We start from the raw sequence: 25837 nt of genomic DNA on the forward strand, positions 1-25837 counted from the left end.
TTCCGGCGGTTACGCGCTGGCGTCCAGCATCCTCATCAGCTCAACTGGGGAACGGCGGAGCCGGATAAGATCTCGCATGACCCGCATATGTGGCGCGCTGTAACAGAAGAAATCCCGATAGCCTTCGCAGAGCATACTTTTGCCGTTAACGCGATGTTTGGGGCAGTCGCCGTTGCACAGGCGACGCACCGGACATTGCCTGCACTCTTCCGTCAGCGAAGCCTGTTTATGCTCACCAAACCCACGCGCAGCGCCGCTTGAGTTAAGTGCTCGCAGCGGCGTGTGGTGAATATTTCCCAGGCGATAGTCCGGGTAGACGTAGTGGTCGCACTGGTAAAGATCGCCGTTCGCCTCCAGCGCAAAGGCATGCCCGCAGCGCTCGGCCAGCGAACACATCTGCGAAGGATAACCGCTCCAGACGCCCAGCGTTGAGTCAAAGAGCTGCACAAAAACACGGCCAATATCCTCCCGCACCCAGATATCGAAAACCGTCTTCAGGAATGTCCCCCACTGTCTGTCAGTGACCGATTCAGGATTCTCGCGCTCTGCCAGGGGGATAAACTGTAAAAAGGGCGTGCCGAGGTCGCGAAGGTAGCGGTATACCTGCTCCGGCTGCTGGCTGTTTTGTTGATTGACCACCGTCAGCAAATTGAAGGAGACCTGGTGTGCGCGCAGCCGTTCAATGGCCGCGATAACCTTGTGATGGGTGGGATTGCCTCGCCGGTTAACGCGGTACGCGTCGTGCAGTTTGGCCGGGCCATCCAGCGAAATGCCCACCAGCCAGCCGTTTTCACGGAAAAAGCGACACCATTCGTCATTCAGTAATATGCCGTTGGTCTGGAAAGCATTATGGATACGCTTGCCTTGTCCGTAGCGTTGCTGCAGCGCCACCACACGACGGAAAAAATCAACGCCGCACAGCGTCGGCTCGCCCCCCTGCCAGGCAAACTGAACGTCGTCGCCCGGCTGCGCAGCGATCTGCTGGCGAATGAGGGCCTCCAGCGTGGCGTCGTCCATGTGCGGCTGTTCGGGTTTATCGAGATAGAAACAGTATCGGCAGTTCAGGTTACAGCGGGAGCTGGCCGGTTTGACCATCACATGACATCCTGTCATTACACGTCCTTAAGAAATACGATGATTTGATGTAAGTGCGTTACAGCAAACAGTAATGCAAGAGAAAGAACCGCGAGAGCGATCAAAAATTTGTCACGCACGGCGTTGGGTTGGGCAAAATCACCGTGGTCGACGTCCATCAGGTTCCGGCTACGGGTGTAGCGCCACAAAATAATAGCCACCAGCGCCAGCACGACCAGTGAAACCCAGAACGGCAGCCCGGCGCGATGCCAGTTATGTTTAATGGCGAGCGCGATAAGTGCGGCATAACCCAGTAAAGTGCGCAGCCATGCCAGAGAAGTTCGCTCCGGCTGCAGGCCGGGATCGGCCTGGCGGCGGGCTTTGCGGCTATCCGGCATAGAGCACCAGCCCCATCACCACCACGGCAACCACCAGCAGGATTGTGCTGATCACCAGCAGCCCGCGGGTATACGGCAGATCCTCTTTCAGACGCATCGCTTTCTCGTTACGCAGCCAGCGCAGATAGCCATAAATCGCCAGCACGCCCGCAAACAGACACAGCAGCAGCGCCAGAACTTCGCGGATCAACGGCGTGGCGAAATCCGGCGCGAGCTGGTCAAGACCAACGCCTGCGGCCAGAAAACCCAGCGCGGTACGGACCCACGCCAGGAAGGTGCGTTCATTCGCCAGCGAGAAACGGTAATCCGGCGCTTCGCCGACGTGGGAAATTTTCATGGGTTCTCCTTAAAACTTCTGCTTTTTCTCTTCCACCTTTACCCCCTGTGTCGGCAGCCCGGTGTCGTAATCGCGCACAACGGGCGAGTAGCCATCCTCCGGGCGCGGGCGGAAAGCGCCCATCCAGCGCGGTGCAGCGTCAGGACGCCACGGGCGACATGCCCACTGGTACGTGCGGAACGGATCGCGGATTTTATCCATATAATCCAGCAGCGCATCGTGCATCTGGTTGCGGTGCCCAGCATAGCGCGGCGAGTCGATCAGGTTATGCATCTCGTCCGGGTCGTTATGGCGGTCGTACAGTTCATCAGTGGTAAATAAATTCAGCACCAGCTTAAACGCATCCGTTACCCAGCAGCGTACCGGAATAAAGCCGCCAAAGCTGTCATGTTCTATCTCGTAACGGTTAAATTCCACCATCACGCCACGCTGCGCATCAGCCGCCAGGATATTTTCACCAGGCAGAATAGCGGGCTGGTGTATCCCCGCCAGCGCCATCATCGTTGGCAGCAGGTCAATATGGCTGACTGGCGTATCGACCTGCTTCGGCGCGCCCTGCGGCGGACGCATGATCAGCGGAATGCGGGTAATGTCGTCGTACATTGCCGCCCCTTTGCTGATCAGCCGGTGCGCACCCATCATCTCGCCGTGATCGGAGGTGTAAATTACCCAGGTATTGTCACGCTGTTCGGGCGTGAGGGCGTTAATCACGCGGCCAATCTGGTCGTCTACAAAGTCGTTGCAGGCGAAATAGAGCGGGTGATGGTAATAGCGGCTCCCCTCCGCCACTGGCGACGGCATGGCCTGCGACCACAGGCGGTGATGAACCGGTTTATCCGCCAGCGTATCCTGCGCCTTTTCGCCTAAATCGTAGTAAAAATCCTGATATTTCTCGAGATATTCGACAGGGCAGGTGAACGGATGGTGTGGCTCGTCATAGGAGACCACCATTAAAAACGGTTCGTCCTCTGGCTGTGTGCGCTGTAGAAAATCGACGGCGCGATTGCTGATGCGGTACGCCCAGGTGAAGGTTTCATCAATATTGTTCGCCTGCAGCTCCTCAACGCTGTTGAGGCCGTTACGCCACAGATTGATCTGCTCTTCGGTAAGCTCCGCCAGGTAATTGGCCCCGTCAAACCAGTATTCTTCGTTCCACTCCGGCGGGCAGACGCCTGTACCGAAATAGTCATGGCCATCGAGGTGCCATTTGCCGATGTAGCAGGTCTGGTAACCGGCATCCTTAAAGTAGCGTCCCATGGTGGAGATATTCTTCCCAGGCGCAACGTTGTTGGTCCACGGCCCGGACTGATTAGCGTAAATTCCGGTGAACAGCCCTGCCCGCGCAGGCGTGCAGACCGGTGAGCAGGTATAGGCCGCATTAAAGCGAATGCCTTCATCGGCAAGCTGGTCGATATTATTAGTATTCAGCGGCTTACCACTATAACAACCCACCATATTGGTGGCCTGGGTATCGGTCATGATGAACAGAAAATTCGGGCGTTTCATGGCTTTTCCTTAACGTCGGAAGCATAGATAAGCGAAGGGTTACGGCGCTGGCGGATGGCATCAATGATCAGGTAAATGACCACCACCGCGACCACCAGATAACTGAAAATGGTGAGCCAGCGGCTGGCATAACCGCCAAACTGCGCCAGCCCGGAATAGACGCCAGTCATCGCGAACAGGACGCCAACGGAGGCGATTTTGACGTTTTTCCACGGTTTCATGTCTACCGCAAAGGCATCCTGGAACCTGAACGGCGTCTCCCGCGGGAAGAAGTAACCAATGACCAGCATCAGCACCACGTTGATGCAGAAAGTACAGGCCAGCACGTAGAGGAAGTGGAAGTCGAACTTCACCAGGTAGTTAATGACGATATAGCTGACGATGCCGAAGAACAGCGCCGTTTTGGCGGCCACGGCAGGAATGCGCGGGAAGAAGAACCCCATGATGACGATGGTTACCAGCGGCACGTTATAAATACCGTTGAGCTGTTTCATCCACGAGTAAAGTCCCTGCGGCGCGAAGGCAATCCACGGTGCAACCAGGACAGAGACAACCGCGACAATCAGGCCAAAGCGACGCCCCACGCGCACCAGCTGTTCCGACGAGGCATTTTCATTGATGATGCGCCGGTAAATGCCCAGGCTAAAAAGAGTACAGGCGCTGTTCAGGAACCCGCAAAACGCGCTGATAATGGCACCAAACAGCACGGCGCTGAAAAAGCCGACCAGCGGTAACGGCATGACTTTGTTGACCAGCGCCGGGTAGGCCATATCCGCTTTCGGCAGATCCTGGAAAAGGTGGAAAGCAATCACGCCGGGCAGCACCAGAATCAGCGGATCGAGCATCTTTAAGACCGCCGTCAGCAGCGCCCCTTTCTGCCCTTCGGCCAGGCTTTTCGAGGCCAGGGTACGCTGGACGATGCCCTGGTTAGTACACCAGTAAAAGGTGTTAACCAGAATCAGCCCGGTCAGCGCGGCACCGATGGGCACCGGATCGTGGCTGCCGCCAATGGAGTTGAGCATCTCGCTGTGATCGCGGGTGAGCCTGTCAATGCCGCGCATCACGCTACCGTCGCCCATTGCCATCAGGCCAAACAGCGGTACCATCAGCCCGCCAATCACCAGCCCGATACCGTTAATGACATCCGCAATGGCGATGGCGCGCATCCCGCCCACCACGGCATACAGAATGCCGGAAACACCGAGTACCACGGCCATCGCCCAAATGGCTGTATGCTGTGAAATACCAAAGGTTTCCGTCACGTGGAACATACTGTTAAACGCCAGCGCACCAGAGTAGAGCACGATGGGCAGAAAACAGATGCCGGTGGCGATCAGAAAACAGCAGTCCACGATAATGCGGGTGGTTTTGTCGTAACGCTCTTCAATAAAATCAGGAATGGTGGCGATACCGCGCTGCAGGTAACGCGGCAGAAAGATCAGCGCCAGAAAAATGAGCGGGATAGCGGAGATCACCTCCCACGCCATCACTGACATTCCGCTGCGGTATGCCTGGCCGGTTAAGCCCACCAGTTGTTCAGTAGAGAGGTTAGTAAGCATTAGCGACGCGGCAATGACCGGCGCTTTCAGCGACCGCCCTGCCAGAAAGTAGCCCTGCTGCGAACCGGTATCCGCTTTACGCAACTTCCACCAGGTGATGACAGCGACCAGCAGCGTAAAGGCAATGAAGCTCACAATTTGTTGAATATTCATCTTGTTGCCCTTATTTATGATTATGTCCAGGCTATTCGATATCTTAAAATACAAGACTCATTTCCCCTTCACGGAAACTTTCTGATAAATTCCGCTTCAGGTTGCAGGCATAATTTGCTGACGGGAAAATAAAATGAATGGAAAAATACAAAATTCGCATGTAAAAAACGAAACAACGTACAATATTCCGTTAGTTCTTGATGAAAGTGTGATCTCCAGCGGGATTTCGCTGATCTCCCTGTGGCATACCCTGGCCGATGAGAGTTACCGCGTTATATGGCCTCAGGATAAGAAAAAACCGCTTATCGCCAACTCCTGGGTGGCGGTTTATACGGTGCAGGGTTGCGGTAAAATTCAGCTCAAAGATAATTCTGAAATTACGCTGAATGGAAATAACGTTATATTCTTAAAACCTACCGATATAACCTCTTACCATTGTGACGGCTTACTCTGGGAACAATACTGGATGGAATTTATCCCTACCAGCATTATGGAAATCCCCATATTACAAACCGGCATAATTTATAACGGCGATCAGTTTAATAAAGAACTCTGCGAAGTGGCGGAATTAATCGCCCTGCGTTCTCCGGTGAAAAATAACCTTGCGGTCGCGTTTCTCACGAAAATTATTTATCAGTGGATTTGCCTTATTTCGGAAAATGGCCGAAAAGATCGTGAGCTGCTTCGCCTTGAAAATTTGCTGGCTGAGCTGCATGCCAGCGTGCAAAAACGCTGGAGCGTGGCAGAGATGGCAAAACGTATGCAGTGCAGCGAACCCTGGTTACGACGGTTATTTCTGCGCTACACCGGGAAAACCCCGAAGGAATATTATCTTGATGCACGGCTGGAGCTGGCGCAGTCGCTGCTGCGCCAGGAAGGGAATTCCGTCAATAAGGTGGCGGATATCCTGAACTTTTTTGATTCGTTTCACTTCAGTAAAGCGTTCAAGAATAAGTTCGGTTATGCCCCTTCAGCCGTTCGCAAGACAAAAGACTAGCTCATGCCCCAGAACAAGACGGCCAGCAGCTGTGGCGTGATGATGCGCAGGAACATCACCAGCGGGTACACCGTGGCGTATGACAGCGCAGCCGCACCACTGGTGGCATGGAGGTTATTGGCAAAAGCGAGCGCTGGCGGGTCCGTCATGGAGCCAGCCAGCATGCCGCAGAGCGTCAGATAGTTCATTTTAGCAAGCATCCGCGCCAGTATTCCCATCGTCAGCAGCGGGATTGCGGTGATGAAAATGCCATACCCTACCCAGCTCATCCCTTCCCCCTGAAGCAGGGTGTCGACAAAATCACCGCCAGATTTCAGGCCGACCACCGCCAGGAACAGCACAATCCCCAGTTCGCGCAACGCCAGGTTGGCGCTCGGCGGCATAAACCAGTAGAGCTTGCCAATACACCCGATGCGCCCGAGGATCAGCGCCATTATCAGCGGCCCACCCGCCAGCCCCAGCTTAAGCGCCACCGGGAAGCCCGGTACGTACAGCGGAACAGAGCCGAGCAGCACGCCGAGCCCGATACCGATAAACACCGGCAACATCTGCACCTGCTGCAGTTTTTGCTGAGCGTTGCCCACCATATCCGCCACGGCATCGATTGATGACGGACGCCCGACCAGGTTAAGGATATCGCCAAACTGCAGGCTGGCTTCCTGACTGGCAACCAGTTCCACGCCCGCACGGTTGAGTCGGGAGATCACCACGTCATAACGCTCTTTGACCTGCAGATCGCGTATTTTCTTACCCAAAACCTTCTCATTAGTGACGACGACGCGCTCGACACGCATATCGGTTCCACGGGTGGAGAGCGAGGTGTCCACTTCCTGTCCAATCACCAACCGCGCGTTGTTTAAATCCGCCGGTTGCCCAACCAGGTGCAGCAGGTCGCCGTGCTGAATAACGGTGCCGGGCGCGGGCACCATCAGCATTTCGTCGCGTTTAAGGCGCGAACAGATAATATTGGCGCTGTTCAGGATCGGCACGTCCTGAATCGCCATATTGTTCAGGTTGGGATTTTCGACGCGGATATTAATGGTTTTAATCAGCGCATGGCCGTTGGTGAGCGTGGTTTCATGATCTTTCGCCTCTTGCTCGACGTTGACCCGAAACAGCACGCGCACCAGCCACATCGAAAGCAGAATGCCGCAAATACCAAACGGATAAGCCATGGCGTAGCTCATGCCCATCTGGTCGACGATATCCGGAGAAATACCCAGATCGCGAAGAATTTGCTGGCCCGCCCCGAGCGCCGGCGTGTTGGTGACGGCACCGGAGAAAATCCCCAGCACCACAGGAAGCGGGATAGCGAAGAGTTTGTGCAGAATAGCGGTGACCAGCCCGCCCATCACCACAATCCCGAGCGCAAAGAGGTTCAGCCGCAATCCGGAGACACGCAGCGAGGCAAAAAAGCCCGGCCCCACCTGAATACCGATGGTGTAGACGAAGAGGATCAGGCCGAACTCCTGGATGAAATGGAGCATGTCGGCGCTGAGCACCAGCCCAAGCTGGTCAGCAAAGTGCCCGACAAAAATGCCGCCAAACAACACCCCACCAATACCAAATCCGACGCCACGGATTTTGATATTACCGATCCACAGCCCCACCACCGCGACCAGGGCCATCACGCTGACGGTTAACGCGATATCACTCATGATCCACTTCCTGTGCATAACCTTAGTTATGCTAAGGATTCTCTCAGAGCGGGTGGCGTTTGTATGGGCGATGGCGCACAAAAAAGCCCTGCTGGTGCAGGGCTTTATCTTTTCACCCTCTCCCTGTGGGAGAGGGCCGGGGTGAGGGCACCAGCCCGCACATGATTAACTGTTTAACGCTGGCCGCTCGCTAATGGCAATACGCTGCGGCGCGATGGCTTCCGGCACGTTGCGGGTCAGGTCGATGTGCAGCAGCCCGTTGGTGAACGTCGCGCCGGACACTTCCATATGGTCGGCCAGGGTAAAGCTCAGGCTAAACGGCTGAGTCACCAGCCCCTGATGCAGCCATTGGGTTTCGGTCTCTTGTTTTTCCGGCGTCCCTTTTACGGTCAAACGCGTGCCTTCAAGCTGAATATCGAGGTCTTCCTGGCGGAAACCGGCCAGCGCCAGCGTGATGCGATAGTGGTTATCGTCGCTTTTTTCGATGTTGTACGGCGGAAATGACTGTTGCTCGGTGGTGCTTTGCAGGGCGTTAGCCAGTTTGTCAAAACCAATCCACTGACGCAGCAAGGGGGATAAATCGTAGTTACGCATACTAAATCTCCTTCTGAGAAGCGAGTTCGGCACAGTTTAATTTTGTGCGCAGTTGTTCCTGCAAATCCGTATGGATTCGCATATGCTCCCGTTACGGCAAGCATTTCTGAGTGGGCCGCTGTTGCGACCCGCGTAATTAGTTAATTTCGATACGGCGCGGTTTTTTCTCTTCCGGGATCACGCGTTCCAGATCGATAAACAGCAGGCCGTTGACCAGGTTCGCGCCTTTAACGTGAATGTTCTCGGCTAACTGGAACTTACGTTCAAAGTTGCGCTCGGCGATGCCCTGGTAAAGGTAGGTGCGTTCTTTCTGCTCGGCCGTATGGGAACCTTTCACCACCAGCAGGTTGTCCTGCGCAGTGATTTCCAGCTCGCTTTCTGCGAAACCGGCGACGGCAATGGCGATGCGATAGTGGTTTTCGTCAACCAGCTCAACGTTGTATGGAGGGTAGCCATTACTCTGGCTCTGGTTATTTTCTAAATGGTTAAACAGACGATCAAAACCAATTGCAGAACGGTATAGCGGAGAAAGATCGAAATTACGCATAAATAAAAACTCCTGAAATCAGCGAGAGATTGCAGCCTTCCACCATGGACAGGCTTCTGTACCCCGAACACCCCGCAGGCGTGTTCGTTCTCGGGTCACAATCTTAAAATGGGTCTGGTTACGGGCTTTTCAAGCGTTTTTAGACGAGATTTTTTTGCACTTTACCGGTACTCGCATAGACTGGGACAACAGCACAAAGCGTTAAATTGCGATGGCTGCCACAGAGCGGGGATTCCGGGCTATTTATTTTGAACAAGGCTCGCTATAACCCTGAGTTGCAGGTCGATGCAGTGCCATTAACGATGACTGAGTGATGATGAAAAATGTTCTGATAAAGCTGACAACGTTCAGCGGGGTTGTTTTACTTTGCGGGTGTTCGAGCATGATGTCTCATACCGGCGGTAAAGAAGGAACATATCCGGGAACCCGAGCCAGCGCGGCGATGATCTCCGACGACGATACTAACTGGGGCACCAAATCCCTGGTCATCCTGGATATGCCATTTACGGCGGTTGCCGATACGCTCCTGCTGCCGTGGGATCTGTTCCGCACGGACAGCTCCGTGCGCTCGCGCGTGGAAAAAAGCGAGCAGGAAAATCTGGCAACCAATGCCGTCATCCCGCCCGCGGCACTGCCTCCGCGCTAGTTCTGTACGGTTTCCGTTATCCACAGTTGACGGAAACCGCCCGTCTCTTCCATCCAGGCAATAAAGCGCCCGTCCGGGGAAAACACGACCGCATCAGCAGACGGCGGATTGCCGTGATCGGACGTCAAAAACGTCATCTCTCCGGTTTCAGCATCACAGCAGGCGATTCTGTTTTCGAGCACGAATCCCAGCATGTTCCCGGATGGGTGCCAGTTAAACGCCGACTGGATATCACTCGTGTTGTGAGTCAACTGGCGCGGCTCGCCGCCGTCCGGTGAGATAAGCCAGAGCTGAACAACACCGTTATCATCGCGCATCAGAAATGCAATCTGCGTTCCCTGAGGATTGCTGCGCACCCAGTGGCGCGGCACGTTAACCAGCCCAGGATAAGCCTTGTGGTGAGTAAAGGTTAACCGGCGCTGCATTACGCCCGCAGGCGGTGCTGGCATGGTCTCCGGCGTTCCCTGGAGCGGTGCATCGCCCGCGCGTTTCCAGCCCAGTGCCTCTTTTGGCAGATCGACAATAAACAGTTCAGGCACCTTCTCGCCCTTCTCAGACAACGTATCACCGATAAACGCCAGCCTGCCATTGCCCACCCAGCCCTCTTCACAGGCACGGTTGATCTCATCGCTGCCCGGCTTCGGATTCGGCGTTGTGCGGCTGACCAGCACGTTCCAGAAGGTTCCGGCATATTCCCGCGCGTGATTTCCCTGCGGCGTCACCGGGCCGAAAGGCGCTGCCACGCCGACGTTACGCAAATCGAGCTTTGGATCGCGCGCGTGCAGTACATGGTCGTTATAGGTAAAGCTCACGAACTGCCCGTTCGGGCTAAAGACGTGTACGTGGCTGCCGCCGCGCAGCGCGCCCGCGGTATACGGCGCTGTGATATCCATTGCATCCAGGTTGCTCGTCTGACCGTTGTGCGCAATCACACCCTGACGATGGTGGAAGTCGTACTGCCAGTCGGCATCCGGGTTTTCCGGTCCGTGGATAAAGACATATTTATCCTCTGTCGGATGAACGGTCACCACGCCGACATGCGCGCCATGACTGGCGCGATAAATCACCTCCACCTCACCCGTACTGATATTGACCCGCTCGATGGTTTCACCGGTAAACGACGCGCCGGATGGACGCACATCATAGACAAGCCACTGGCTGTCTGGCGTCCAGGTGTTGATATTGGTGAGCTGGTGGTTTCGGGAAGCGAAGGTGATTTGTTTCATGAAGATACCCTGATGCGCAGTTATCGCATCAGGGTAAAACATCCGGGGGAATTAGCCTACTCGTTTCACATCGCCGACCAGCAGGATGTAGGAGAGCGCGCCGATCAGCGCCACGGCGGAGATGTAAACCAGCGCCGGACCGAAGCCATAATCCTGCGCCAGGTAGCCAATCACCAGCGGCACGGTAATACCGCCCAACCCACCGACGAAGTTAAACACGCCACCGGTCAGGCCAATCAGGCGCATCGGTGCCAGAGACGACACCAGTGACCAGGTAATAGAGGCAAAACCGTTACCGAAGAACGCCACCGCCATTAACGTCATGATCCACACTGGATCGTTGGTGTAGTTCGCACCCATGATACAAGTGGAGATCAGCAGCCCGCAGATAATGGGTGTTTTGCGCGCCACGCCCAGCGAGAAGCCTTTTTTCACCAGCTTATCCGCCAGCCAGCCGGAGAGCAGTACGCCAAAGAACGCTGCGAGGAACGGTACAGTGGTCATGAAGCCCGCCTTCAGCGCGGTGATCCCCTTTTCCTGGGTCAGGTAGTTCGGGAACCAGGTCAGGAAGAACCACAGCGTGGAAGTGACGGCAAACTGGCCCAGATACACGCCCACCAGCTTACGGTGGAAGACCAGCTTCCAGTCCGCTTTGGTCAGTGGCTGACGCGCCTCTTTTTTCACTGGCGCATCACCGTCTACCAGACCGCCACCGTCGCGAATGTAGTCCAGTTCAGCTTTGCTGATGCTTTTGGTCAGGCGCGGTGGCTGGTAGACCTTAAACCAGATCAGCGACCAGATGATGCCAATGCCGCCAGTGACAATGAATACCCAGTGCCAGCTCAGCAGCTCCTGTATCCAGATCAGCAGCGGCGTCAGGAACGCAAGGCCGACAAACTGCCCGGAGGTGTAGAAGCCCACGGCAGAGGCGCGCTCATGTTCCGGGAACCAGCTGGTTACCATGCGGTTGTTGGTCGGGAACGCCGGCGCTTCGAATATCCCGGTGATGGCACGCAGGCCAATCAGCGACATTAATCCGGTAGCAAAGCCCTGGAACAACGTGGCCACGGACCAGCCGAAAATGGCGATAAAGTAGGTCAGACGCGAGCCAACGCGGTCGAGGAACCAGCCGCCGGGGATCTGGCATAGCGTATAGAGCCAGGCAAACGCCGAGAAGACGTAGCCCATTTCCGCTTTGGTAATGCCAAACTCTTCCTGAATATGGGCCGAGGCCACGGCGAGGTTGGCGCGGTCGACATAGCAGATGACCACGGTAATAAAGATCATAATCAGCGTCAGGTAACGGCGACGCCCGGTTTTTGCAGCAGTAACTGGAATATCCATCGCAATCTGTCTCCAGATTTTGGGCATAGCGAAGCCGCTCACCATGCCCTGTAATTTACAGAGGGTGTATTTGATTTTTTTAATTAAAACGTAAACGGAATGCGCTAAATAATTCGTGCCGGGGGAAGGCGGCAAGTTTTCGCATCACCGGGAGCATACAAAAGTATGTGACCGGGGTAAGAAAACGCAGCCAACGCATCACCAGCGCGAAGTATGACGCGCATTTACCACTCGGCTACGGAACCGTCTTCATGACGCCAGAGTGGGTTACGCCAGTCCGGCGCATTTTTACTCAGCTCAATGACTTTGGCTTCGTCAATTTCCACGCCAAGGCCCGGCTTCATTAATGGTTTGAAGAAACCGCCTTCCATGCTGAAGTCTTCTTTGTTTTTCACAAAGTCGAGCAGTTCCGCGCCCTTGTTATAGTGAATGCCCATGCTCTGTTCCTGGAACACGGCGTTGCGCGAGACGAAGTCGACGTGCAGACAGGCCGCCAGCGCAATCGGTCCAAGCGGACAGTGCGGAGCCAGCGCCACGTCGTAGGCTTCGGCCATTCCGGCAATTTTGTAGCATTCGGTGATGCCGCCCGCGTGAGAGAGGTCTGGCTGCAGGATCGCAATGCCGCCCGCTTCCAGCACGCGTTTGAACTCGAAGCGCGAGAACATACGCTCCCCCGCCGCGATGGGAATGTGCGTCTGTTCAGCCAGTTTCGGATAATACTCGGCCTGCTCGGCCAGCACCGGCTCTTCGATAAACAGCGGACGATACGGCTCCAGCTCTTTAATCAATACCTTGGCCATCGGCGCGCTGACGCGTCCGTGGAAATCCAGGCCAAACTCAATCTCGTTGCCGAACGCCTCGCGGATTTGCGCCACGGTATTTACCGCACGGTCTACCGCACGCGAGTTGTCGATAACCCCCATCTCTTCACAGCCGTTGAGTTTGAAGGTGTCAAAGCCAATGCTGCGCAACTGCGTGATACCGTCGATCACTTCCGCAGGACGGTCCCCGCCTACCCAACTGTAGGCTTTGATTTTGTCACGCACCAGGCCGCCCATAAGCTGCCAGACAGGGGCATTCAGCACTTTGCCTTTGATATCCCACAGCGCCTGGTCGATACCCGCGATGGCGCTCATCAGAATCGGACCACCACGGTAGAATCCTGCACGGTACATCACCTGCCAGAGGTCGTTGATGCGCGCCGGGTCCTGACCAATCAGGTATTCCCCTAACTCGTGCACTGCGGCTTCAACGGTGCGCGCACGCCCTTCAATCACCGGCTCGCCCCAGCCAACCACGCCTTCGTCGGTTTCGATTTTCAGGAACATCCAACGCGGCGGTAAACGGTACGTGGTGAGTTTGGTTATTTTCATTTCACTGCCTCTCGATACGCTTTAACAAATGCAGCCGCCTGCTGTGCGGTACGTTCTACGGACTGTCCGGCGCGATACAGATCGCTGCCCAGCCCCGCGCCGACACAACCTGCGTTTATCCACTGGTCCAGGTTTTCTGGCGTTACACCGCCCACGGCAAAGACCGGCACGCTGGCGGGCAATACCGCCTTCAGGGCTTTGATGTAGTCCGGACCAAAAGCCGATGACGGGAAAACTTTGAGCGACTGCGCACCGGCATCAAGGGCGGTAAAGGCTTCTGTTGCCGTGGCGCAACCAGGGCAGACGGTCATGCCGTAACCCACCGCACGGCGGATCACCTCTGGCTTAATATTTGGCGTCACAATGAGTTTGCAGCCCATTTTTGCAAGCTGGTCCACCTGCTCCGGCTGCAACACGGTTCCCGCGCCAATCAGCGCTTTATCGCCATACGCATCTACCACTGCCGGAATGCTTTTTTCCCACTCCGGGGAGTTGAGCGGGATCTCCACCGCGTCGAACCCGGCGTCGATCACCGCGCCGACGTGGGCTAACGCCTCATCGGGCGTGATACCGCGCAAAATCGCGATAAGGGGAAGATTAGTTTGCCACTGCATGAGCGATGCTCCTTATTCCTGCCTGAAATGCCGTATCGCCGGACACCGTTGAAACGTCACGCCCAATGGCGCGAAACGCCTGCTCATAGCGCGACGTCAGCGATGCGCCTGCGACAATCGTGATGACCTGCCCCTGCGCAACGAAATCACGCATGCTGGCGACTTCAGCGCCAATCAGCAGGCCGGAAAGAAACTCGCTGACCTGCTCGCGGGGAAGCGTTCCCAGCACGTGCGAGGCGCGAACCTCGAAAAGTTGCGGCAAAACGGCAGGGGATGCGATCCCGCGCTCAAGCCCGGCGTTAAACGCCTCTGGCGAAACAATCTGTTCCGGTAACCCCGTACCCACCAGCGAATGATTAAGCAGTAAATGGTGTAATTCGCCGGTCATCACGGTACGAAAATCGTGGATCTGCTCTGTATCAGCCTGTACCCATTTGCAGTGCGTTCCGGGCATGACGTAGACAGAAGAAGGAGAAAGGGTGCGCGCACCGAGCAGTTGTGTCTCTTCACCGCGCATCACGTTGTGGTTATCGTCGCGAGAGACGCACAAGCCTGGAATAATCCAGATATTGTCGCCAACGGACGTCAACTGTTCGCCAATGGCAGAGAAATGGGCAGGAACGGGCAGATAAGGTGCAACCTTCCAGCCCACGTTGCTGCCAACCATTCCTGCCATCACCACTGGCGTGGCGCTATCGCGCCAGTTTTGCGTCACCTCTGCTAACACCGCCTTAGGGGATTTACCTTTCAGGCGCGTCACGCCTGCTTCTGATTGCCTGCTCTCCAGGCACTGCTCACCCTGATAAAGCCAGGCGCGCAGGTTGGTTGATCCCCAGTCAATTGCGATGTAGCGAGATGTCATGTGATTTCCTTCAACCTTCGTGTCGAGCTGGCGATCATGGTGAGCGCCGCCTGCTCTGCCGCATCGCCGTCCTGATGCCGTATCGCATCGAACAGCGCTTTATGTTCCTGGAGCGTTTTCGGCATGTTGGCCTCATCACCCATCCAGGTACGTTCAAATACTGCTCGCTGTAGCGAGCTGATCGCCACGCTAAGCTGCTGTAATACCGGGTTATGCACCGACTGCAGCACCGCTTCGTGGTAGCGAATATCCGCCTCGTTGAACGCATCACGATTCTGGTTATTGGCGATCATGTCGTTTAAAGCCGACTCTATCTGCGCCAGGTCGCCGGAGGTTGCGCGTTCTGCCGCCCAGCGGGCGATTGCCGGTTCCACCAGGTTTCGCACCTCGCTCATCGCCCCAATCAGCCGTGGGTCGTAGTCGTTTTCCAACACCCACTGCAATACATCGGTATCGAGGTAGTTCCACTGGTTGCGCGGCGCAACAAACGCGCCGCGATAACGCTTCATTTCAATCAGCCGCTTCGCCATCAGCGAGCGAAAGACTTCCCGGATAATGTTGCGCGAGGTTTCAAACTCTTCGCACAGTTCAGCCTCTGCAGGTAGCGGCGAACCGGGAACGTATTTGCCACCCACAATTTGGGTTCCCAGCGTGATCACAATGCGATCGGTTTTGTTAAGCGTCATGGAGAGTCCTTGTGCTCTGTAAGTCCATCACTACTTTACCTCGACCGCTGAATTTCGCCTCACTTTTGCAGTACAAACGTGATGCTATTCGTCATTGCTGTGGTTGTAATGTAGTACAATCAATTAATGTTGTACTACAATACAGATCACAAAAAGAACAATTCGATAAATTCAGAGCCAAAAAAAGCCCCGGTTGATAACCGAGGCTGATGTTTTAGAGCCGCTGTTACTGGAGCACAAATTTCTCGATCGCCCATGCAACACCGTCTTCCAGGTTGGATTTGGTGACGAAATTAGCCACTTCTTTCACCGACGGGATCGCGTTATCCATCGCCACACCCATACCCGCGTATTCAATCATCGCGATGTCATTTTCCTGGTCACCCAGCGCCATGATCTCTTCCGGTTTAATCCCTAACGCATCAGCAAGCGATTTCACACCTGTGCCTTTATTGACGCGTTTATCGAGGATTTCCAGGAAGTACGGCGCACTTTTCAGCACGGTGTATTTCTCTTTTACCTCCGCCGGGATGCGCGCGATGGCCTTGTCCAGGATTTCAGGCTCATCGATCATCATCACTTTCAGGAACTGGGTGCTCGGGTCCATCTTCTCTGCTTCGCAGAACACCAGCGGAATGGTGGCGACAAAGGATTCATGCACGGTGTAGTAGCTGATATCGCGGTTGGCGGTATAGAGCGTATTGCGATCGAGCGCGTGGAAGTGGGAACCAACGTCGCGGGACAGTTTTTCCAGGAACAGGTAATCGTCATAGTTCAGCGCGGTTTGTGCCACCGTGCTGCCATCTGCGGCCTTCTGCACCAGCGCACCGTTGTAAGTGATGCAGTAATCACCCGGCTGATTCATGTGCAGCTCTTTCAGGTAGCTGTGCACGCCAGCATACGGACGACCGGTGGTCAGCACTACGTTCACCCCTTTTTCACGCGCAGCCGCAATCGCGTTTTTAACGGCAGGAGAGATAGTGTGGTCTGGCAGCAACAGTGTGCCGTCCATATCGATTGCAATGAGTTTGATGGCCATGAGATCCCCGGTTTGAATGAGTCTGTACTCATGCTAACGCGATTCCGCTCAAAAAACACGGTAAGAAAGGAGGATGAGCCTGGAAAGGGGATTCCCCTTTTCCACCTAAAGAAAAGCCCGGTGGCGCTAACGCTTACCGGGCCTGTTGAACCTACAGAGACAACGATTTAGATATCGATATTCGCCGCTTTCAGGGCGTTCTCTTCGATGAAGGCACGGCGAGGTTCAACCGCATCGCCCATCAGGGTAGTGAACAGCTGGTCCGCAGCGATCGCGTCTTTAACGGTCACGCGCAGCATGCGACGGCTTTCCGGGTCCATGGTGGTTTCCCACAGCTGATCCGGGTTCATTTCGCCCAGACCTTTATAACGCTGAATGGAGAGACCACGACGGGACTCTTTCACCAGCCATTCCAGCGCCTGCTCAAAGCTGGCAACCGGCTGACGACGCTCGCCACGTTCGATAAACGCATCGTCTTCGATAAGACCACGCAGCTTCTCGCCAAGCGTACAGATACGACGGTATTCCGGGCCGGTCACAAACTCGTGCTCCAGCGGGTAGTCGGTATCGACGCCGTGAGTACGCACGCGAACGATCGGCTCGAACTGCTGCTCAGCGTTCTGCTGAACATCGAATTTCCACTGGCTGCCGTGCTGTTCTTTCTCGTTCAGCTCGCTCACCAGGGTGTTCACCCAGCGGGTAACGGTCTGTTCGTTGCTCAGATCGGCTTCTGTCAGAGTTGGCTGATAAATCAGCTCTTTCAACAGCGCTTTCGGATAACGACGCTCCATACGACCAATCATCTTCTGCGTGGCGTTAAACTCAGACACCAGACGCTCCAGCGGCTCGCCTGCCAGTGCTGGCGCGCTGGAGTTCGCGTGCAGGGTCGCGCCATCAAGGGCAATCGCGATCTGGTATTGATCCATCGCGTCGTCATCTTTGATGTACTGTTCCTGTTTGCCTTTCTTCACTTTGTACAGCGGCGGCTGGGCAATGTAGACGTGACCACGTTCAACGATTTCCGGCATCTGACGGTAGAAGAAGGTCAACAGCAGCGTTCGGATGTGCGAGCCGTCGACGTCCGCATCGGTCATGATGATGATGCTGTGATAACGCAGTTTATCCGGGTTGTACTCGTCACGGCCGATACCGCAGCCGAGTGCCGTGATGAGCGTCGCCACTTCCTGAGAAGAGAGCATCTTATCGAAGCGCGCCTTCTCTACGTTGAGGATTTTACCCTTCAGCGGCAGGATAGCCTGGTTTTTACGGTTACGGCCCTGCTTCGCAGAACCGCCCGCGGAGTCCCCTTCCACCAGGTACAGTTCAGAGAGCGCCGGGTCGCGTTCCTGACAGTCCGCCAGTTTTCCCGGCAGACCGGCTAAGTCCAGCGCGCCTTTACGACGGGTCATTTCACGGGCTTTACGCGCCGCTTCACGGGCACGTGCCGCGTCGATAATTTTACCGACCACGATTTTCGCGTCGGATGGGTTTTCCAGCAGGTATTCGCTCAGCAGTTCGTTCATCTGCTGTTCCACCGCCGATTTCACCTCAGAAGAGACCAGCTTGTCTTTGGTCTGAGAGGAGAACTTCGGATCGGGCACCTTCACGGAGACAACAGCAATCAGGCCTTCACGGGCATCATCACCGGTGGCGCTGACTTTCGCTTTTTTGCTGTAGCCTTCTTTGTCCATATAGGCGTTCAGAGTACGGGTCATCGCCGCGCGGAAGCCCGCAAGGTGAGTACCACCGTCACGCTGTGGAATGTTGTTGGTGAAGCAGTAGATGTTTTCCTGGAAACCGTCGTTCCACTGCAGCGCCACTTCCACGCCGATACCGTCTTTTTCGGTGGAGAAGTAGAAGATATTCGGGTGAATTGGCGTTTTGTTCTTGTTCAGATACTCAACGAACGCCTTGATACCACCTTCATAGTGGAAGTGGTCTTCTTTGTTGTCGCGTTTGTCACGCAGACGAATTGAGACACCGGAGTTCAGGAACGACAGTTCACGCAGGCGTTTCGCCAGGATGTCGTACTCGAATTCGGTGACGTTAGTAAAGGTTTCGAGGCTCGGCCAGAAACGCACCATCGTACCGGTTTTATCGGTATCGCCCGTGACAGCCAGCGGGGCCTGCGGCACGCCGTGGGTGTAAAGCTGACGGTGAATTTTGCCTTCGCGCTGGATAACCAGCTCCAGCTTCTGCGACAGGGCGTTAACCACGGACACACCTACGCCGTGCAGACCGCCGGAAACTTTATAGGAGTTATCGTCGAACTTACCGCCTGCGTGCAGAACAGTCATGATCACTTCCGCAGCCGATACGCCCTCTTCCGGGTGAATACCGGTTGGGATGCCACGACCATCATCGGTAACGGACACGGAGTTATCCGCGTGAATCGTCACCACGATATCTTTACAGTGACCTGCGAGCGCTTCGTCGATAGCGTTATCTACCACCTCGAATACCATGTGGTGCAGACCGGTGCCGTCATCCGTATCGCCGATATACATACCAGGGCGCTTACGCACCGCATCCAGCCCTTTCAGGACTTTGATACTGGAGGAGTCATAAGAATTCGACATCAACGTTTCTCGCTCATTTCAACTTGGGTTAATCCGTTATTTTACCCTTTTCCACGGTAAACATCTTCGAATTTTCGTCCGACATGTCTATAACGTGTTCAGCGCTAATGGCGCTGACGAAAACCTGCGACTGCGTAGCTTTTAAGCGGCTGGCAAGCAGCCCGCGCCGCGCGTCATCAAGTTCCGAGGCAAAATCATCTATCAGATACAGGCAGCGTCGCCCGCTCTCGCGGGTTAAAAACTCCCCCTGCGCCAGGCGCAGCGCGCACATCAGCAGCTTGAGCTGCCCACGTGATAGCGTATCTTCGACCGGCGCGCCGTCTGCACGAATGCGGAAATCCGCCTTGTGCGGGCCGTGCGCGGTGTAGGTCAACATGCGGTCGCGCTCGAAATTTCTCTCCAGCACGTCGGCATAATCAGTCTCTTTCTCCCAGCCGCGCTGGAAGGAGAAGGTAAGAGAAAACTCGGGTAAAAACTGTTTGCAGGTGTCGGCCATATCTTCGGCGATACCTGCGCTGTATTCGGCACGCCAGCGGCTGATTTGTTCCGCGAGGGGAATTAATTCCTTGTCCCACGGACGTAACTGGGCGTAACGCGTGACCTGGCGCAACGCGGCGTTACGCTGCTTGAGCAGACGCTTCAGGTTACTCCAGGCGTTAAAGAAACCGGCTTCGTTGTGAAAGCATCCCCAGTCGAGGAACGCTCTTCTGTATTTGGGGCCGCCGTTGAGTAAAGTAAACCCCTCAGGCGTAATCAGCTGCATCGGCATCAACAGCGCCAGCTCCGCCACTTTGTGACCGTCGGTGCCGTCAATGCGCACCTTGCTGTCGCCCTGCTTGTCTTTGGTCAGGCCGATGGCGGTTTCCCGCTCTTCACCCTGTAAACGCCCGTGCAGAACAAAAGATTCCTGCTCATGGCGAATAACGCGACCAATCTGCAAACTGCGAAACGCCCGACCGTGGCCGAGCGTATAGATGGCTTCCAGCACGCTGGTTTTGCCGCTGCCGTTCGCGCCAACCAGGAAATTAAAGCCAGGGGATAAAGCGAGATCCGCGCTTTCAATGTTGCGAAAGTCGCGGATCAACAGACGGGTGAGCGACATTACAGTCTCATTGGCATGACAACATAAGCAGCCGACTGTGATGCGGCATCTTCAATCTGTACGCTCGAAACGGAGTCGATCAGCAGAATGCGAACGTTCTCGCATTTCAGTGCATTCAGCACATCCAGCACGTAGCTGACGTTGAAGCCGATTTCCATCTCAGCCCCGGCGTAGGTGACGTCCAGAATCTCTTCTGCCTCTTCCTGCTCCGGGTTATTGGCGGTGATTTTGATCTGGTTTTCACTCACGTACAGACGCACGCCGCGGAATTTCTCGTTAGAGAGAATAGCCGCACGGGCAAATGCCTGCTTGAGGATATCGCAGCCCGCTTCCAGCGTTTTGTCCGGGTTCTTCGGCAATACGCGGCGATAATCCGGGAAACGTCCATCAACGAGCTTGGAGGTGAAAACAAAATCGCCTACGTGTGCGCGGATGTTATTGCTGCCGATCTGCACGCGCAGCGGCGTATCGCCACCGTCGAGCATACGCATCAGCTCAATGACGCCTTTACGCGGCACGATCACCGAATGGTTTGGCAATGAATCGCCAATCGGCATGGAGCAGACCGCCAGACGGTGGCCGTCGGTCGCTACGGTACGCAGCTCTTCACCTTCGGTTTCGAACAGCATGCCGTTTAAGTAGTAACGAACGTCCTGGTGCGCCATGGAGAACTGCGTGGCTTCAATCAGACGTTTCATCGTCGCCTGCGGCAGGGTGAATTCCACTTCACTCTGCCAGTCGTCCAGATTCGGGAAATCTGCAGCAGGTAACGTAGAGAGCGAGAAACGGCTGCGGCCAGAGCGTACCAGCATACGGTCGCCCTCCAGCTGCACCGCAATTTCAGCGCCTTCCGGCAAGCCGCGGCAGATATCAAAGAATTTACGTGCCGGAACCGTGGTCGCGCCTGCGTCGTGCGGCTGAGTCAGCGTAACGCGCGCGATCATTTCCATTTCCAGGTCTGTTCCGGTCAGCGACAGCGTACCGTCCGCGACCTGAAGCAGCAGGTTTCCGAGAATAGGCAGCGTTGGGCGGCCACCTAATGGGCCACTCACCTGTTGCAGCGGTTTTAATAAATGTTCACGTTCAACGGTAAATTTCATAGCGTCACGATGATAATGTTCTGATTAAATTGGAAAAATCTTCTTTTATGTCGTGGCTTTCTTCGCGTAACTGCTCAATCTTACGACAAGCGTGCAGCACGGTCGTATGGTCACGGCCACCAAACGCATCGCCGATTTCCGGCAGACTGTGGTTGGTTAACTCCTTTGCCAGCGCCATCGCCATCTGACGCGGACGCGCCACCGAGCGGGAACGACGTTTAGACAGTAAATCTGCCACTTTGATTTTGTAATACTCGGCCACGGTCTTCTGAATATTGTCGATAGTGACCAGTTTTTCCTGCAATGCCAATAAATCACGCAGCGCTTCACGCACAAAATCGATGGTGATGGCGCGACCGGTGAAGTTGGCATTGGCGATAACGCGGTTCAGCGCCCCTTCCAGCTCACGGACGTTAGAACGCAGACGTTTTGCGATAAAGAACGCCACTTCACCCGGCAGGCGAATGTCGTTCTCATCGGCTTTTTTCATCAGGATCGCTACGCGGGTTTCCAGCTCCGGTGGCTCGATCGCCACGGTCAGGCCCCAGCCGAAGCGGGATTTCAGACGATCTTCAACACCGTTGATCTCTTTTGGATAACGATCCGAGGTCAAAATGATCTGCTGATTACCTTCCAGCAGCGCATTGAAGGTGTGGAAAAACTCTTCCTGCGATCGTTCTTTGTTGGCGAAGAACTGAATGTCATCGATCAGCAGCGCGTCAACGGAACGATAGTAGCGTTTAAACTCTTCGATCGCATTGTTTTGCAGGGCTTTTACCATGTCCTGAACGAAGCGCTCGGAGTGCATATACACCACTTTCGCATTGGGCTTGCGCGCCATAATACCGTTACCCACTGCGTGCAGCAGGTGCGTTTTACCGAGACCCGTGCCGCCATACAGGAACAGCGGGTTATAAGCGCCACCGGGGTTATCGGCAACCTGGCGAGCCGCCGCGCGCGCCAGCTGGTTCGATTTACCTTCAACGAAGTTATCGAACGTGTGTTTAACGTTAACGTTAGAGCGGTAGGTTGGCTCGGCGGGTGCAGGAACATTATCCCAGCCCTGACGGGCAGGTGCGACGCGAGGGGCCGGAGCGGGTGCCGCCTGAGCAGGCGTTGCCACATTCACGGTTTCACGAACAGTTTGGGTGACCGGCTTTGTTCCCACTTCAAAGCGCAGCTGCGGGGCATCCGTCCCGCAGAAATCGTTCAGCAGTCCATTGATATTATTAAGGTACTTGTCCCTTACCCAATCGAGCACAAAACGGTTTGGCGCATACAAAGCCAGCGTGTTATCGCTCAGTTCCGCCTGCAACGGGCGGATCCACATACTGAATTCTGTGGCTGGTAACTCATCCTGCAATCGGGCAAGACACTGCTGCCAAAGCGAAAGTGACACGGCGGACTCCACTCGAACAATAAAAGAAAACTATTGAATATTCATGATTGTTGGCGCACATCGACATGACCCTGTGCAAAAGGGTGACGTGCGAATTGCTATCTGCAATTTTATCCTGACCAGGCTCCTGAGATCCCGATCGGGACCGCGGATCATAGCCTAAACTGAGCCAGAGATCTTCTGTTTCTCACAGATTCTTCCCGATTTATCCACAGGAAGATCCGAAACCGGGTAAGTGTAAACGATCCTGGCGCAAGTGCCCCACGATTTAGGCCGCATATTGGAAAAATTAATGAGCACAGACAATTTTTTGCTTAAATGATCTAACGAAGATCCGGGACGATCCTTGCGCTTTGTCGGGGAGGCCGTATAATCCTCGACCCGGCGCGTGATGCTCATCTTCCTGCGTCGTCCGTTGCTCATTTTTCACGCGAAAACGTGCGGAAATACGCAGGGATTTAAGGAAAGAGAATTGACTCCGGAGTGTACAATTATTACAATCCGGCCTCTTTAATCACCCACGGCTTCGGCGTCCGTCATTCGAAACTCGGTCGGGCATCCGCAAAAGTCATGAATTTTTTCAAGTTTAGGTAGAAATCGCCATGAAACGCACTTTTCAACCGTCTGTACTGAAGCGCAACCGTTCTCACGGCTTCCGTGCTCGTATGGCTACTAAAAATGGTCGTCAGGTTCTGGCACGTCGTCGTGCTAAAGGCCGCGCTCGTCTGACCGTTTCCAAGTAATAAAGCTAACCCCTGAGTGGTTAAGCTCGCATTTCCCAGGGAGTTACGTTTGTTAACTCCCACTCATTTCACTTTCGTCTTCCAGCAGCCACAACGGGCTGGCACGCCGCAAATCACCATCCTCGGCCGCCTGAATTCGCTGGGGCATCCCCGCATCGGTCTCACAGTCGCCAAGAAAAACGTTAAGCGTGCGCATGAACGCAACCGGATTAAACGTCTGACGCGTGAAAGTTTCCGTTTACGTCAGCACGAACTGCCTTCAATGGATTTCGTGGTGGTGGCTAAAAAAGGGGTTGCCGACCTCGATAACCGTGCTCTCTCGGAAGCGTTGGAAAAATTATGGCGCCGCCACTGTCGCCTGGCTCGCGGGTCCTGATAGCCCTTATCAGGGTCTATCAACGCCTGATTAGTCCGCTACTCGGGCCACATTGCCGTTTCACGCCAACGTGCTCAAGCTACGGAATTGAGGCATTGCGCAGGTTTGGAGTGATAAAAGGCAGTTGGTTGACGGTGAAACGCGTATTAAAATGCCACCCTTTACACCCAGGTGGAGACGATCCCGTCCCCCCCGGACCCTTTGATACCAGAGAACACTAACGATGGATTCGCAACGCAATCTTCTTATCATCGCTTTGTTGTTCGTGTCTTTCATGATCTGGCAGGCATGGGAACAGGATAAAAATCCTCAACCCCAGCAGCAGACCACGCAGACCACGACCACCGCAGCGGGTAGCGCCGCCGACCAGGGCGTACCGGCCAGTGGCCAGGGGAAACAGATTACGGTTAAGACCGATGTGCTTGAACTGACTATCAACACCCGTGGTGGTGATGTTGAGCAGGCGCTGCTGTTGACCTACCCGAAAGAGCTGAAGTCTACCGAACCGTTCCAGTTACTGGAAACCACGCCTGAGTTTATCTACCAGGCTCAGAGCGGCCTGACCGGTCGTGATGGCCCGGATAACCCGGCTAACGGTGCGCGTCCACTGTATAACGTCGAGAGCGATACCTTTGTACTGGCTGATGGCCAGAACGAACTCGCGATCCCGATGACCTACACTGACGCCGCGGGCAACACCTTCACCAAAACCTTCACCCTGAAGCGCGGTGAGTATGCGGTGAACGTGGGCTACAGCGTGCAGAACGCCGGTGCGAAACCGCTGGAAGTGTCGACCTTCGGTCAGCTTAAGCAGTCCATCAATCTGCCGTCTCACCGTGACACCGGAAGCAGCAACTTTGCGCTGCATACCTTCCGTGGCGCGGCGTACTCCACGCCTGATGCGAAGTACGAGAAATACAAATTCGACACCATTGCCGATAACGAAAACCTGAACGTCAGCGCTAAAGGCGGTTGGGTGGCGATGCTGCAACAGTATTTCGCGACGGCATGGGTGCCGAATAACGACGGAACAAATAACTTCTACACCGCGAACCTGGGCAACGGTATTGCAGCCATCGGCTACAAATCTCAGCCGGTTCTGGTTCAGCCGGGTGAAACCGGTAAGCTGGCAAGCACCCTGTGGGTCGGCCCGGAAATCCAGGACAAAATGGCTGCCGTGGCACCACACCTGGACCTGACCGTAGATTACGGCTGGTTGTGGTTCATCTCTCAGCCGCTGTTTAAGCTGCTGAAGTTCATCCACAGCTTCCTGGGTAACTGGGGCTTCTCCATCATCGTTATCACCTTTATCGTTCGTGGCATCATGTACCCGCTGACTAAAGCGCAGTACACCTCCATGGCGAAGATGCGTATGCTGCAGCCGAAGATTGCGGCAATGCGTGAGCGTCTGGGCGATGACAAGCAGCGTCAGAGCCAGGAGATGATGGCCCTGTATAAAGCAGAGAAAGTGAACCCACTGGGCGGTTGCTTCCCTCTGATTATCCAGATGCCAATCTTCCTTGCGCTGTACTACATGCTGATGGGCTCCGTTGAGCTGCGCCATGCGCCGTTCGCGCTGTGGATCCATGACTTGTCTGCACAGGACCCGTACTACATCCTGCCGATCCTGATGGGCGTGACGATGTTCTTCATCCAGAAGATGTCTCCGACCACCGTGACCGACCCGATGCAGCAGAAGATCATGACCTTTATGCCGGTCATCTTCACCGTGTTCTTCCTGTGGTTCCCGTCAGGTCTGGTGCTGTACTATATCGTCAGCAACCTGGTGACCATCATCCAGCAGCAGCTGATTTACCGTGGTCTGGAAAAACGTGGCCTGCATAGCCGCGAAAAGAAAAAGTCCTGATTCGGTAAGTTAACGCTAAAATAAGGGCGGTCGATTGACCGCCTTTTTTATTTGTATT

25 protein-coding genes and 1 other annotated feature are annotated in these 25837 nt (G+C 55.1%); of the genes, 6 read left to right on the top strand and 19 right to left on the bottom strand.

The window, feature by feature from the left end:
- Positions 1-9: 9 nt before the first annotated feature.
- From EoCCA6_RS11685 to EoCCA6_RS11705, 5 genes are read right to left on the bottom strand one after another with little or no spacing between them, the layout of a single operon-like run.
- Positions 10-1113: an anaerobic sulfatase maturase gene (locus EoCCA6_RS11685; RefSeq protein WP_167515541.1), complete on the bottom strand. Its 1104-nt coding sequence runs from the start codon at positions 1111-1113 to the stop codon at positions 10-12.
- Positions 1113-1472, bottom strand: coding sequence for a DUF202 domain-containing protein (locus tag EoCCA6_RS11690; protein WP_152082794.1), 360 nt, complete (start codon positions 1470-1472; stop codon positions 1113-1115). Before EoCCA6_RS11690 ends, EoCCA6_RS11685 begins: the two co-directional genes overlap by 1 nt.
- Positions 1462-1809, bottom strand: coding sequence for a YidH family protein (locus tag EoCCA6_RS11695; RefSeq protein ID WP_152082795.1), 348 nt, complete (start codon positions 1807-1809; stop codon positions 1462-1464). The genes EoCCA6_RS11690 and EoCCA6_RS11695 overlap by 11 nt, the downstream gene beginning before the upstream one ends.
- 9 nt (positions 1810-1818) lie before the next feature.
- The gene (locus EoCCA6_RS11700) at positions 1819-3315 is read right to left on the bottom strand and encodes a sulfatase-like hydrolase/transferase (RefSeq protein WP_152082796.1); all 1497 of its coding nucleotides are present in this window, start codon (positions 3313-3315) and stop codon (positions 1819-1821) included.
- The gene (locus EoCCA6_RS11705) at positions 3312-5027 is read right to left on the bottom strand and encodes a solute:sodium symporter family transporter (protein ID WP_152082797.1); all 1716 of its coding nucleotides are present in this window, start codon (positions 5025-5027) and stop codon (positions 3312-3314) included. Before EoCCA6_RS11705 ends, EoCCA6_RS11700 begins: the two co-directional genes overlap by 4 nt.
- Before the next feature lie 133 nt (positions 5028-5160).
- Between EoCCA6_RS11705 and EoCCA6_RS11710 the strand changes: the two genes are divergently transcribed.
- Positions 5161-6024, top strand: a complete 864-nt coding sequence (locus tag EoCCA6_RS11710) for a helix-turn-helix transcriptional regulator (RefSeq protein ID WP_152082798.1) — start codon at positions 5161-5163, stop codon at positions 6022-6024.
- On the opposite strand, the gene EoCCA6_RS11715 is transcribed toward EoCCA6_RS11710, so the two are convergent.
- From EoCCA6_RS11715 to ibpA, 3 genes are all read right to left on the bottom strand, one after another.
- Positions 6021-7682: a putative transporter gene (locus EoCCA6_RS11715; protein WP_152082799.1), complete on the bottom strand. Its 1662-nt coding sequence runs from the start codon at positions 7680-7682 to the stop codon at positions 6021-6023. The genes EoCCA6_RS11710 and EoCCA6_RS11715 overlap by 4 nt on opposite strands.
- Before the next feature lie 165 nt (positions 7683-7847).
- A complete protein-coding gene (ibpB, locus tag EoCCA6_RS11720) occupies positions 7848-8276 on the bottom strand; it encodes a small heat shock chaperone IbpB (RefSeq protein ID WP_152082800.1) in 429 nt (142 codons plus the stop codon).
- 136 nt (positions 8277-8412) lie between these two features.
- Positions 8413-8823, bottom strand: coding sequence for a small heat shock chaperone IbpA (gene ibpA, locus EoCCA6_RS11725; RefSeq protein WP_152082801.1), 411 nt, complete (start codon positions 8821-8823; stop codon positions 8413-8415).
- Positions 8817-8890: a sequence feature (ROSE (Repression Of Heat Shock gene Expression) occurs in the 5'-region of heat shock genes and acts as an RNA thermometer to modulate expression.), on the bottom strand. It overlaps the preceding gene by 7 nt.
- A 246-nt stretch (positions 8891-9136) precedes the next feature.
- Here ibpA and EoCCA6_RS11730 point away from each other — a divergent pair.
- Positions 9137-9469 carry a YceK/YidQ family lipoprotein gene (locus EoCCA6_RS11730; RefSeq protein ID WP_152082802.1) on the top strand — a complete coding sequence of 111 codons (333 nt, stop codon included), beginning with the start codon at positions 9137-9139 and terminating at the stop codon, positions 9467-9469.
- On the opposite strand, the gene EoCCA6_RS11735 is transcribed toward EoCCA6_RS11730, so the two are convergent.
- From EoCCA6_RS11735 to dnaA, 11 genes are all read right to left on the bottom strand, one after another.
- Positions 9466-10695, bottom strand: a complete 1230-nt coding sequence (locus EoCCA6_RS11735; RefSeq protein ID WP_174779597.1) for a YidR family protein — start codon at positions 10693-10695, stop codon at positions 9466-9468. The genes EoCCA6_RS11730 and EoCCA6_RS11735 overlap by 4 nt on opposite strands.
- A gap of 51 nt (positions 10696-10746) precedes the next feature.
- Positions 10747-12084: an MFS transporter gene (locus tag EoCCA6_RS11740; protein ID WP_152082804.1), complete on the bottom strand. Its 1338-nt coding sequence runs from the start codon at positions 12082-12084 to the stop codon at positions 10747-10749.
- A 179-nt stretch (positions 12085-12263) separates the two neighbouring features.
- Complete coding sequence (gene dgoD / locus EoCCA6_RS11745) at positions 12264-13412, bottom strand: galactonate dehydratase (RefSeq protein ID WP_152082805.1); 1149 nt, start codon at positions 13410-13412, stop codon at positions 12264-12266.
- On the bottom strand, positions 13409-14026 hold the full coding sequence (locus EoCCA6_RS11750; RefSeq protein ID WP_152082806.1) for a 2-dehydro-3-deoxy-6-phosphogalactonate aldolase: 618 nt from the start codon (positions 14024-14026) through the stop codon (positions 13409-13411). Before EoCCA6_RS11750 ends, dgoD begins: the two co-directional genes overlap by 4 nt.
- Positions 14010-14888 (bottom strand): 2-dehydro-3-deoxygalactonokinase, encoded by an 879-nt coding sequence (locus EoCCA6_RS11755; RefSeq protein ID WP_152082807.1) that lies wholly within the window; start codon positions 14886-14888, stop codon positions 14010-14012. Before EoCCA6_RS11755 ends, EoCCA6_RS11750 begins: the two co-directional genes overlap by 17 nt.
- Complete coding sequence (dgoR, locus tag EoCCA6_RS11760; protein WP_006177594.1) at positions 14885-15574, bottom strand: D-galactonate utilization transcriptional regulator DgoR; 690 nt, start codon at positions 15572-15574, stop codon at positions 14885-14887. Before dgoR ends, EoCCA6_RS11755 begins: the two co-directional genes overlap by 4 nt.
- A gap of 226 nt (positions 15575-15800) precedes the next feature.
- The gene (gene yidA, locus EoCCA6_RS11765) at positions 15801-16613 is read right to left on the bottom strand and encodes a sugar-phosphatase (RefSeq protein ID WP_152082808.1); all 813 of its coding nucleotides are present in this window, start codon (positions 16611-16613) and stop codon (positions 15801-15803) included.
- Between the two features lie 167 nt (positions 16614-16780).
- Positions 16781-19192, bottom strand: coding sequence for a DNA topoisomerase (ATP-hydrolyzing) subunit B (gene gyrB, locus EoCCA6_RS11770; RefSeq protein ID WP_152082809.1), 2412 nt, complete (start codon positions 19190-19192; stop codon positions 16781-16783).
- Positions 19193-19220: 28 nt separating this feature from the next.
- The gene (gene recF / locus EoCCA6_RS11775) at positions 19221-20294 is read right to left on the bottom strand and encodes a DNA replication/repair protein RecF (RefSeq protein WP_152082810.1); all 1074 of its coding nucleotides are present in this window, start codon (positions 20292-20294) and stop codon (positions 19221-19223) included.
- Positions 20294-21394: a DNA polymerase III subunit beta gene (gene dnaN / locus EoCCA6_RS11780; protein WP_152082811.1), complete on the bottom strand. Its 1101-nt coding sequence runs from the start codon at positions 21392-21394 to the stop codon at positions 20294-20296. The genes recF and dnaN overlap by 1 nt, the downstream gene beginning before the upstream one ends.
- A gap of 4 nt (positions 21395-21398) precedes the next feature.
- Complete coding sequence (dnaA, locus tag EoCCA6_RS11785; RefSeq protein ID WP_152082812.1) at positions 21399-22793, bottom strand: chromosomal replication initiator protein DnaA; 1395 nt, start codon at positions 22791-22793, stop codon at positions 21399-21401.
- Positions 22794-23395: 602 nt separating this feature from the next.
- Here dnaA and rpmH point away from each other — a divergent pair.
- Genes rpmH through yidC form a run of 4 tightly spaced genes read left to right on the top strand, consistent with a single transcriptional unit; the run spans position 23396 to position 25779 of the window.
- A complete protein-coding gene (gene rpmH, locus EoCCA6_RS11790; RefSeq protein ID WP_000831330.1) occupies positions 23396-23536 on the top strand; it encodes a 50S ribosomal protein L34 in 141 nt (46 codons plus the stop codon).
- A 16-nt stretch (positions 23537-23552) separates the two neighbouring features.
- Entirely contained in the window at positions 23553-23912 is a 360-nt protein-coding gene (rnpA, locus tag EoCCA6_RS11795) for a ribonuclease P protein component (RefSeq protein WP_014172301.1), read from the top strand.
- Positions 23876-24133: a membrane protein insertion efficiency factor YidD gene (gene yidD / locus EoCCA6_RS11800; RefSeq protein ID WP_001307474.1), complete on the top strand. Its 258-nt coding sequence runs from the start codon at positions 23876-23878 to the stop codon at positions 24131-24133. Before rnpA ends, yidD begins: the two co-directional genes overlap by 37 nt.
- A gap of 2 nt (positions 24134-24135) precedes the next feature.
- Positions 24136-25779 (top strand): membrane protein insertase YidC, encoded by a 1644-nt coding sequence (yidC, locus tag EoCCA6_RS11805; protein WP_152082813.1) that lies wholly within the window; start codon positions 24136-24138, stop codon positions 25777-25779.
- Positions 25780-25837: the final 58 nt, after the last annotated feature.

It is taken from the genome of Enterobacter oligotrophicus (genome assembly GCF_009176645.1).
GTDB classification, from domain to species: Bacteria; Pseudomonadota; Gammaproteobacteria; order Enterobacterales; family Enterobacteriaceae; genus Enterobacter; species Enterobacter oligotrophicus.

Bases quoted from the DNA above. Each gene is read 5' to 3' on its own strand.
- EoCCA6_RS11685 (WP_167515541.1), bottom strand. From the start codon at position 1,113: ATGACAGGATGTCATGTGATGGTCAAACCGGCCAGCTCCCGCTGTAAC.
- EoCCA6_RS11690 (WP_152082794.1), bottom strand. From the start codon at position 1,472: ATGCCGGATAGCCGCAAAGCCCGCCGCCAGGCCGATCCCGGCCTGCAG.
- EoCCA6_RS11695 (WP_152082795.1), bottom strand. From the start codon at position 1,809: ATGAAAATTTCCCACGTCGGCGAAGCGCCGGATTACCGTTTCTCGCTG.
- EoCCA6_RS11700 (WP_152082796.1), bottom strand. From the start codon at position 3,315: ATGAAACGCCCGAATTTTCTGTTCATCATGACCGATACCCAGGCCACC.
- EoCCA6_RS11705 (WP_152082797.1), bottom strand. From the start codon at position 5,027: ATGAATATTCAACAAATTGTGAGCTTCATTGCCTTTACGCTGCTGGTC.
- EoCCA6_RS11710 (WP_152082798.1), top strand. From the start codon at position 5,161: ATGAATGGAAAAATACAAAATTCGCATGTAAAAAACGAAACAACGTAC.
- EoCCA6_RS11715 (WP_152082799.1), bottom strand. From the start codon at position 7,682: ATGAGTGATATCGCGTTAACCGTCAGCGTGATGGCCCTGGTCGCGGTG.
- ibpB (WP_152082800.1), bottom strand. From the start codon at position 8,276: ATGCGTAACTACGATTTATCCCCCTTGCTGCGTCAGTGGATTGGTTTT.
- ibpA (WP_152082801.1), bottom strand. From the start codon at position 8,823: ATGCGTAATTTCGATCTTTCTCCGCTATACCGTTCTGCAATTGGTTTT.
- EoCCA6_RS11730 (WP_152082802.1), top strand. From the start codon at position 9,137: ATGATGAAAAATGTTCTGATAAAGCTGACAACGTTCAGCGGGGTTGTT.
- EoCCA6_RS11735 (WP_174779597.1), bottom strand. From the start codon at position 10,695: ATGAAACAAATCACCTTCGCTTCCCGAAACCACCAGCTCACCAATATC.
- EoCCA6_RS11740 (WP_152082804.1), bottom strand. From the start codon at position 12,084: ATGGTGAGCGGCTTCGCTATGCCCAAAATCTGGAGACAGATTGCGATG.
- dgoD (WP_152082805.1), bottom strand. From the start codon at position 13,412: ATGAAAATAACCAAACTCACCACGTACCGTTTACCGCCGCGTTGGATG.
- EoCCA6_RS11750 (WP_152082806.1), bottom strand. From the start codon at position 14,026: ATGCAGTGGCAAACTAATCTTCCCCTTATCGCGATTTTGCGCGGTATC.
- EoCCA6_RS11755 (WP_152082807.1), bottom strand. From the start codon at position 14,888: ATGACATCTCGCTACATCGCAATTGACTGGGGATCAACCAACCTGCGC.
- dgoR (WP_006177594.1), bottom strand. From the start codon at position 15,574: ATGACGCTTAACAAAACCGATCGCATTGTGATCACGCTGGGAACCCAA.
- yidA (WP_152082808.1), bottom strand. From the start codon at position 16,613: ATGGCCATCAAACTCATTGCAATCGATATGGACGGCACACTGTTGCTG.
- gyrB (WP_152082809.1), bottom strand. From the start codon at position 19,192: ATGTCGAATTCTTATGACTCCTCCAGTATCAAAGTCCTGAAAGGGCTG.
- recF (WP_152082810.1), bottom strand. From the start codon at position 20,294: ATGTCGCTCACCCGTCTGTTGATCCGCGACTTTCGCAACATTGAAAGC.
- dnaN (WP_152082811.1), bottom strand. From the start codon at position 21,394: ATGAAATTTACCGTTGAACGTGAACATTTATTAAAACCGCTGCAACAG.
- rpmH (WP_000831330.1), top strand. From the start codon at position 23,396: ATGAAACGCACTTTTCAACCGTCTGTACTGAAGCGCAACCGTTCTCAC.
- yidD (WP_001307474.1), top strand. From the start codon at position 23,876: ATGGCGCCGCCACTGTCGCCTGGCTCGCGGGTCCTGATAGCCCTTATC.
- yidC (WP_152082813.1), top strand. From the start codon at position 24,136: ATGGATTCGCAACGCAATCTTCTTATCATCGCTTTGTTGTTCGTGTCT.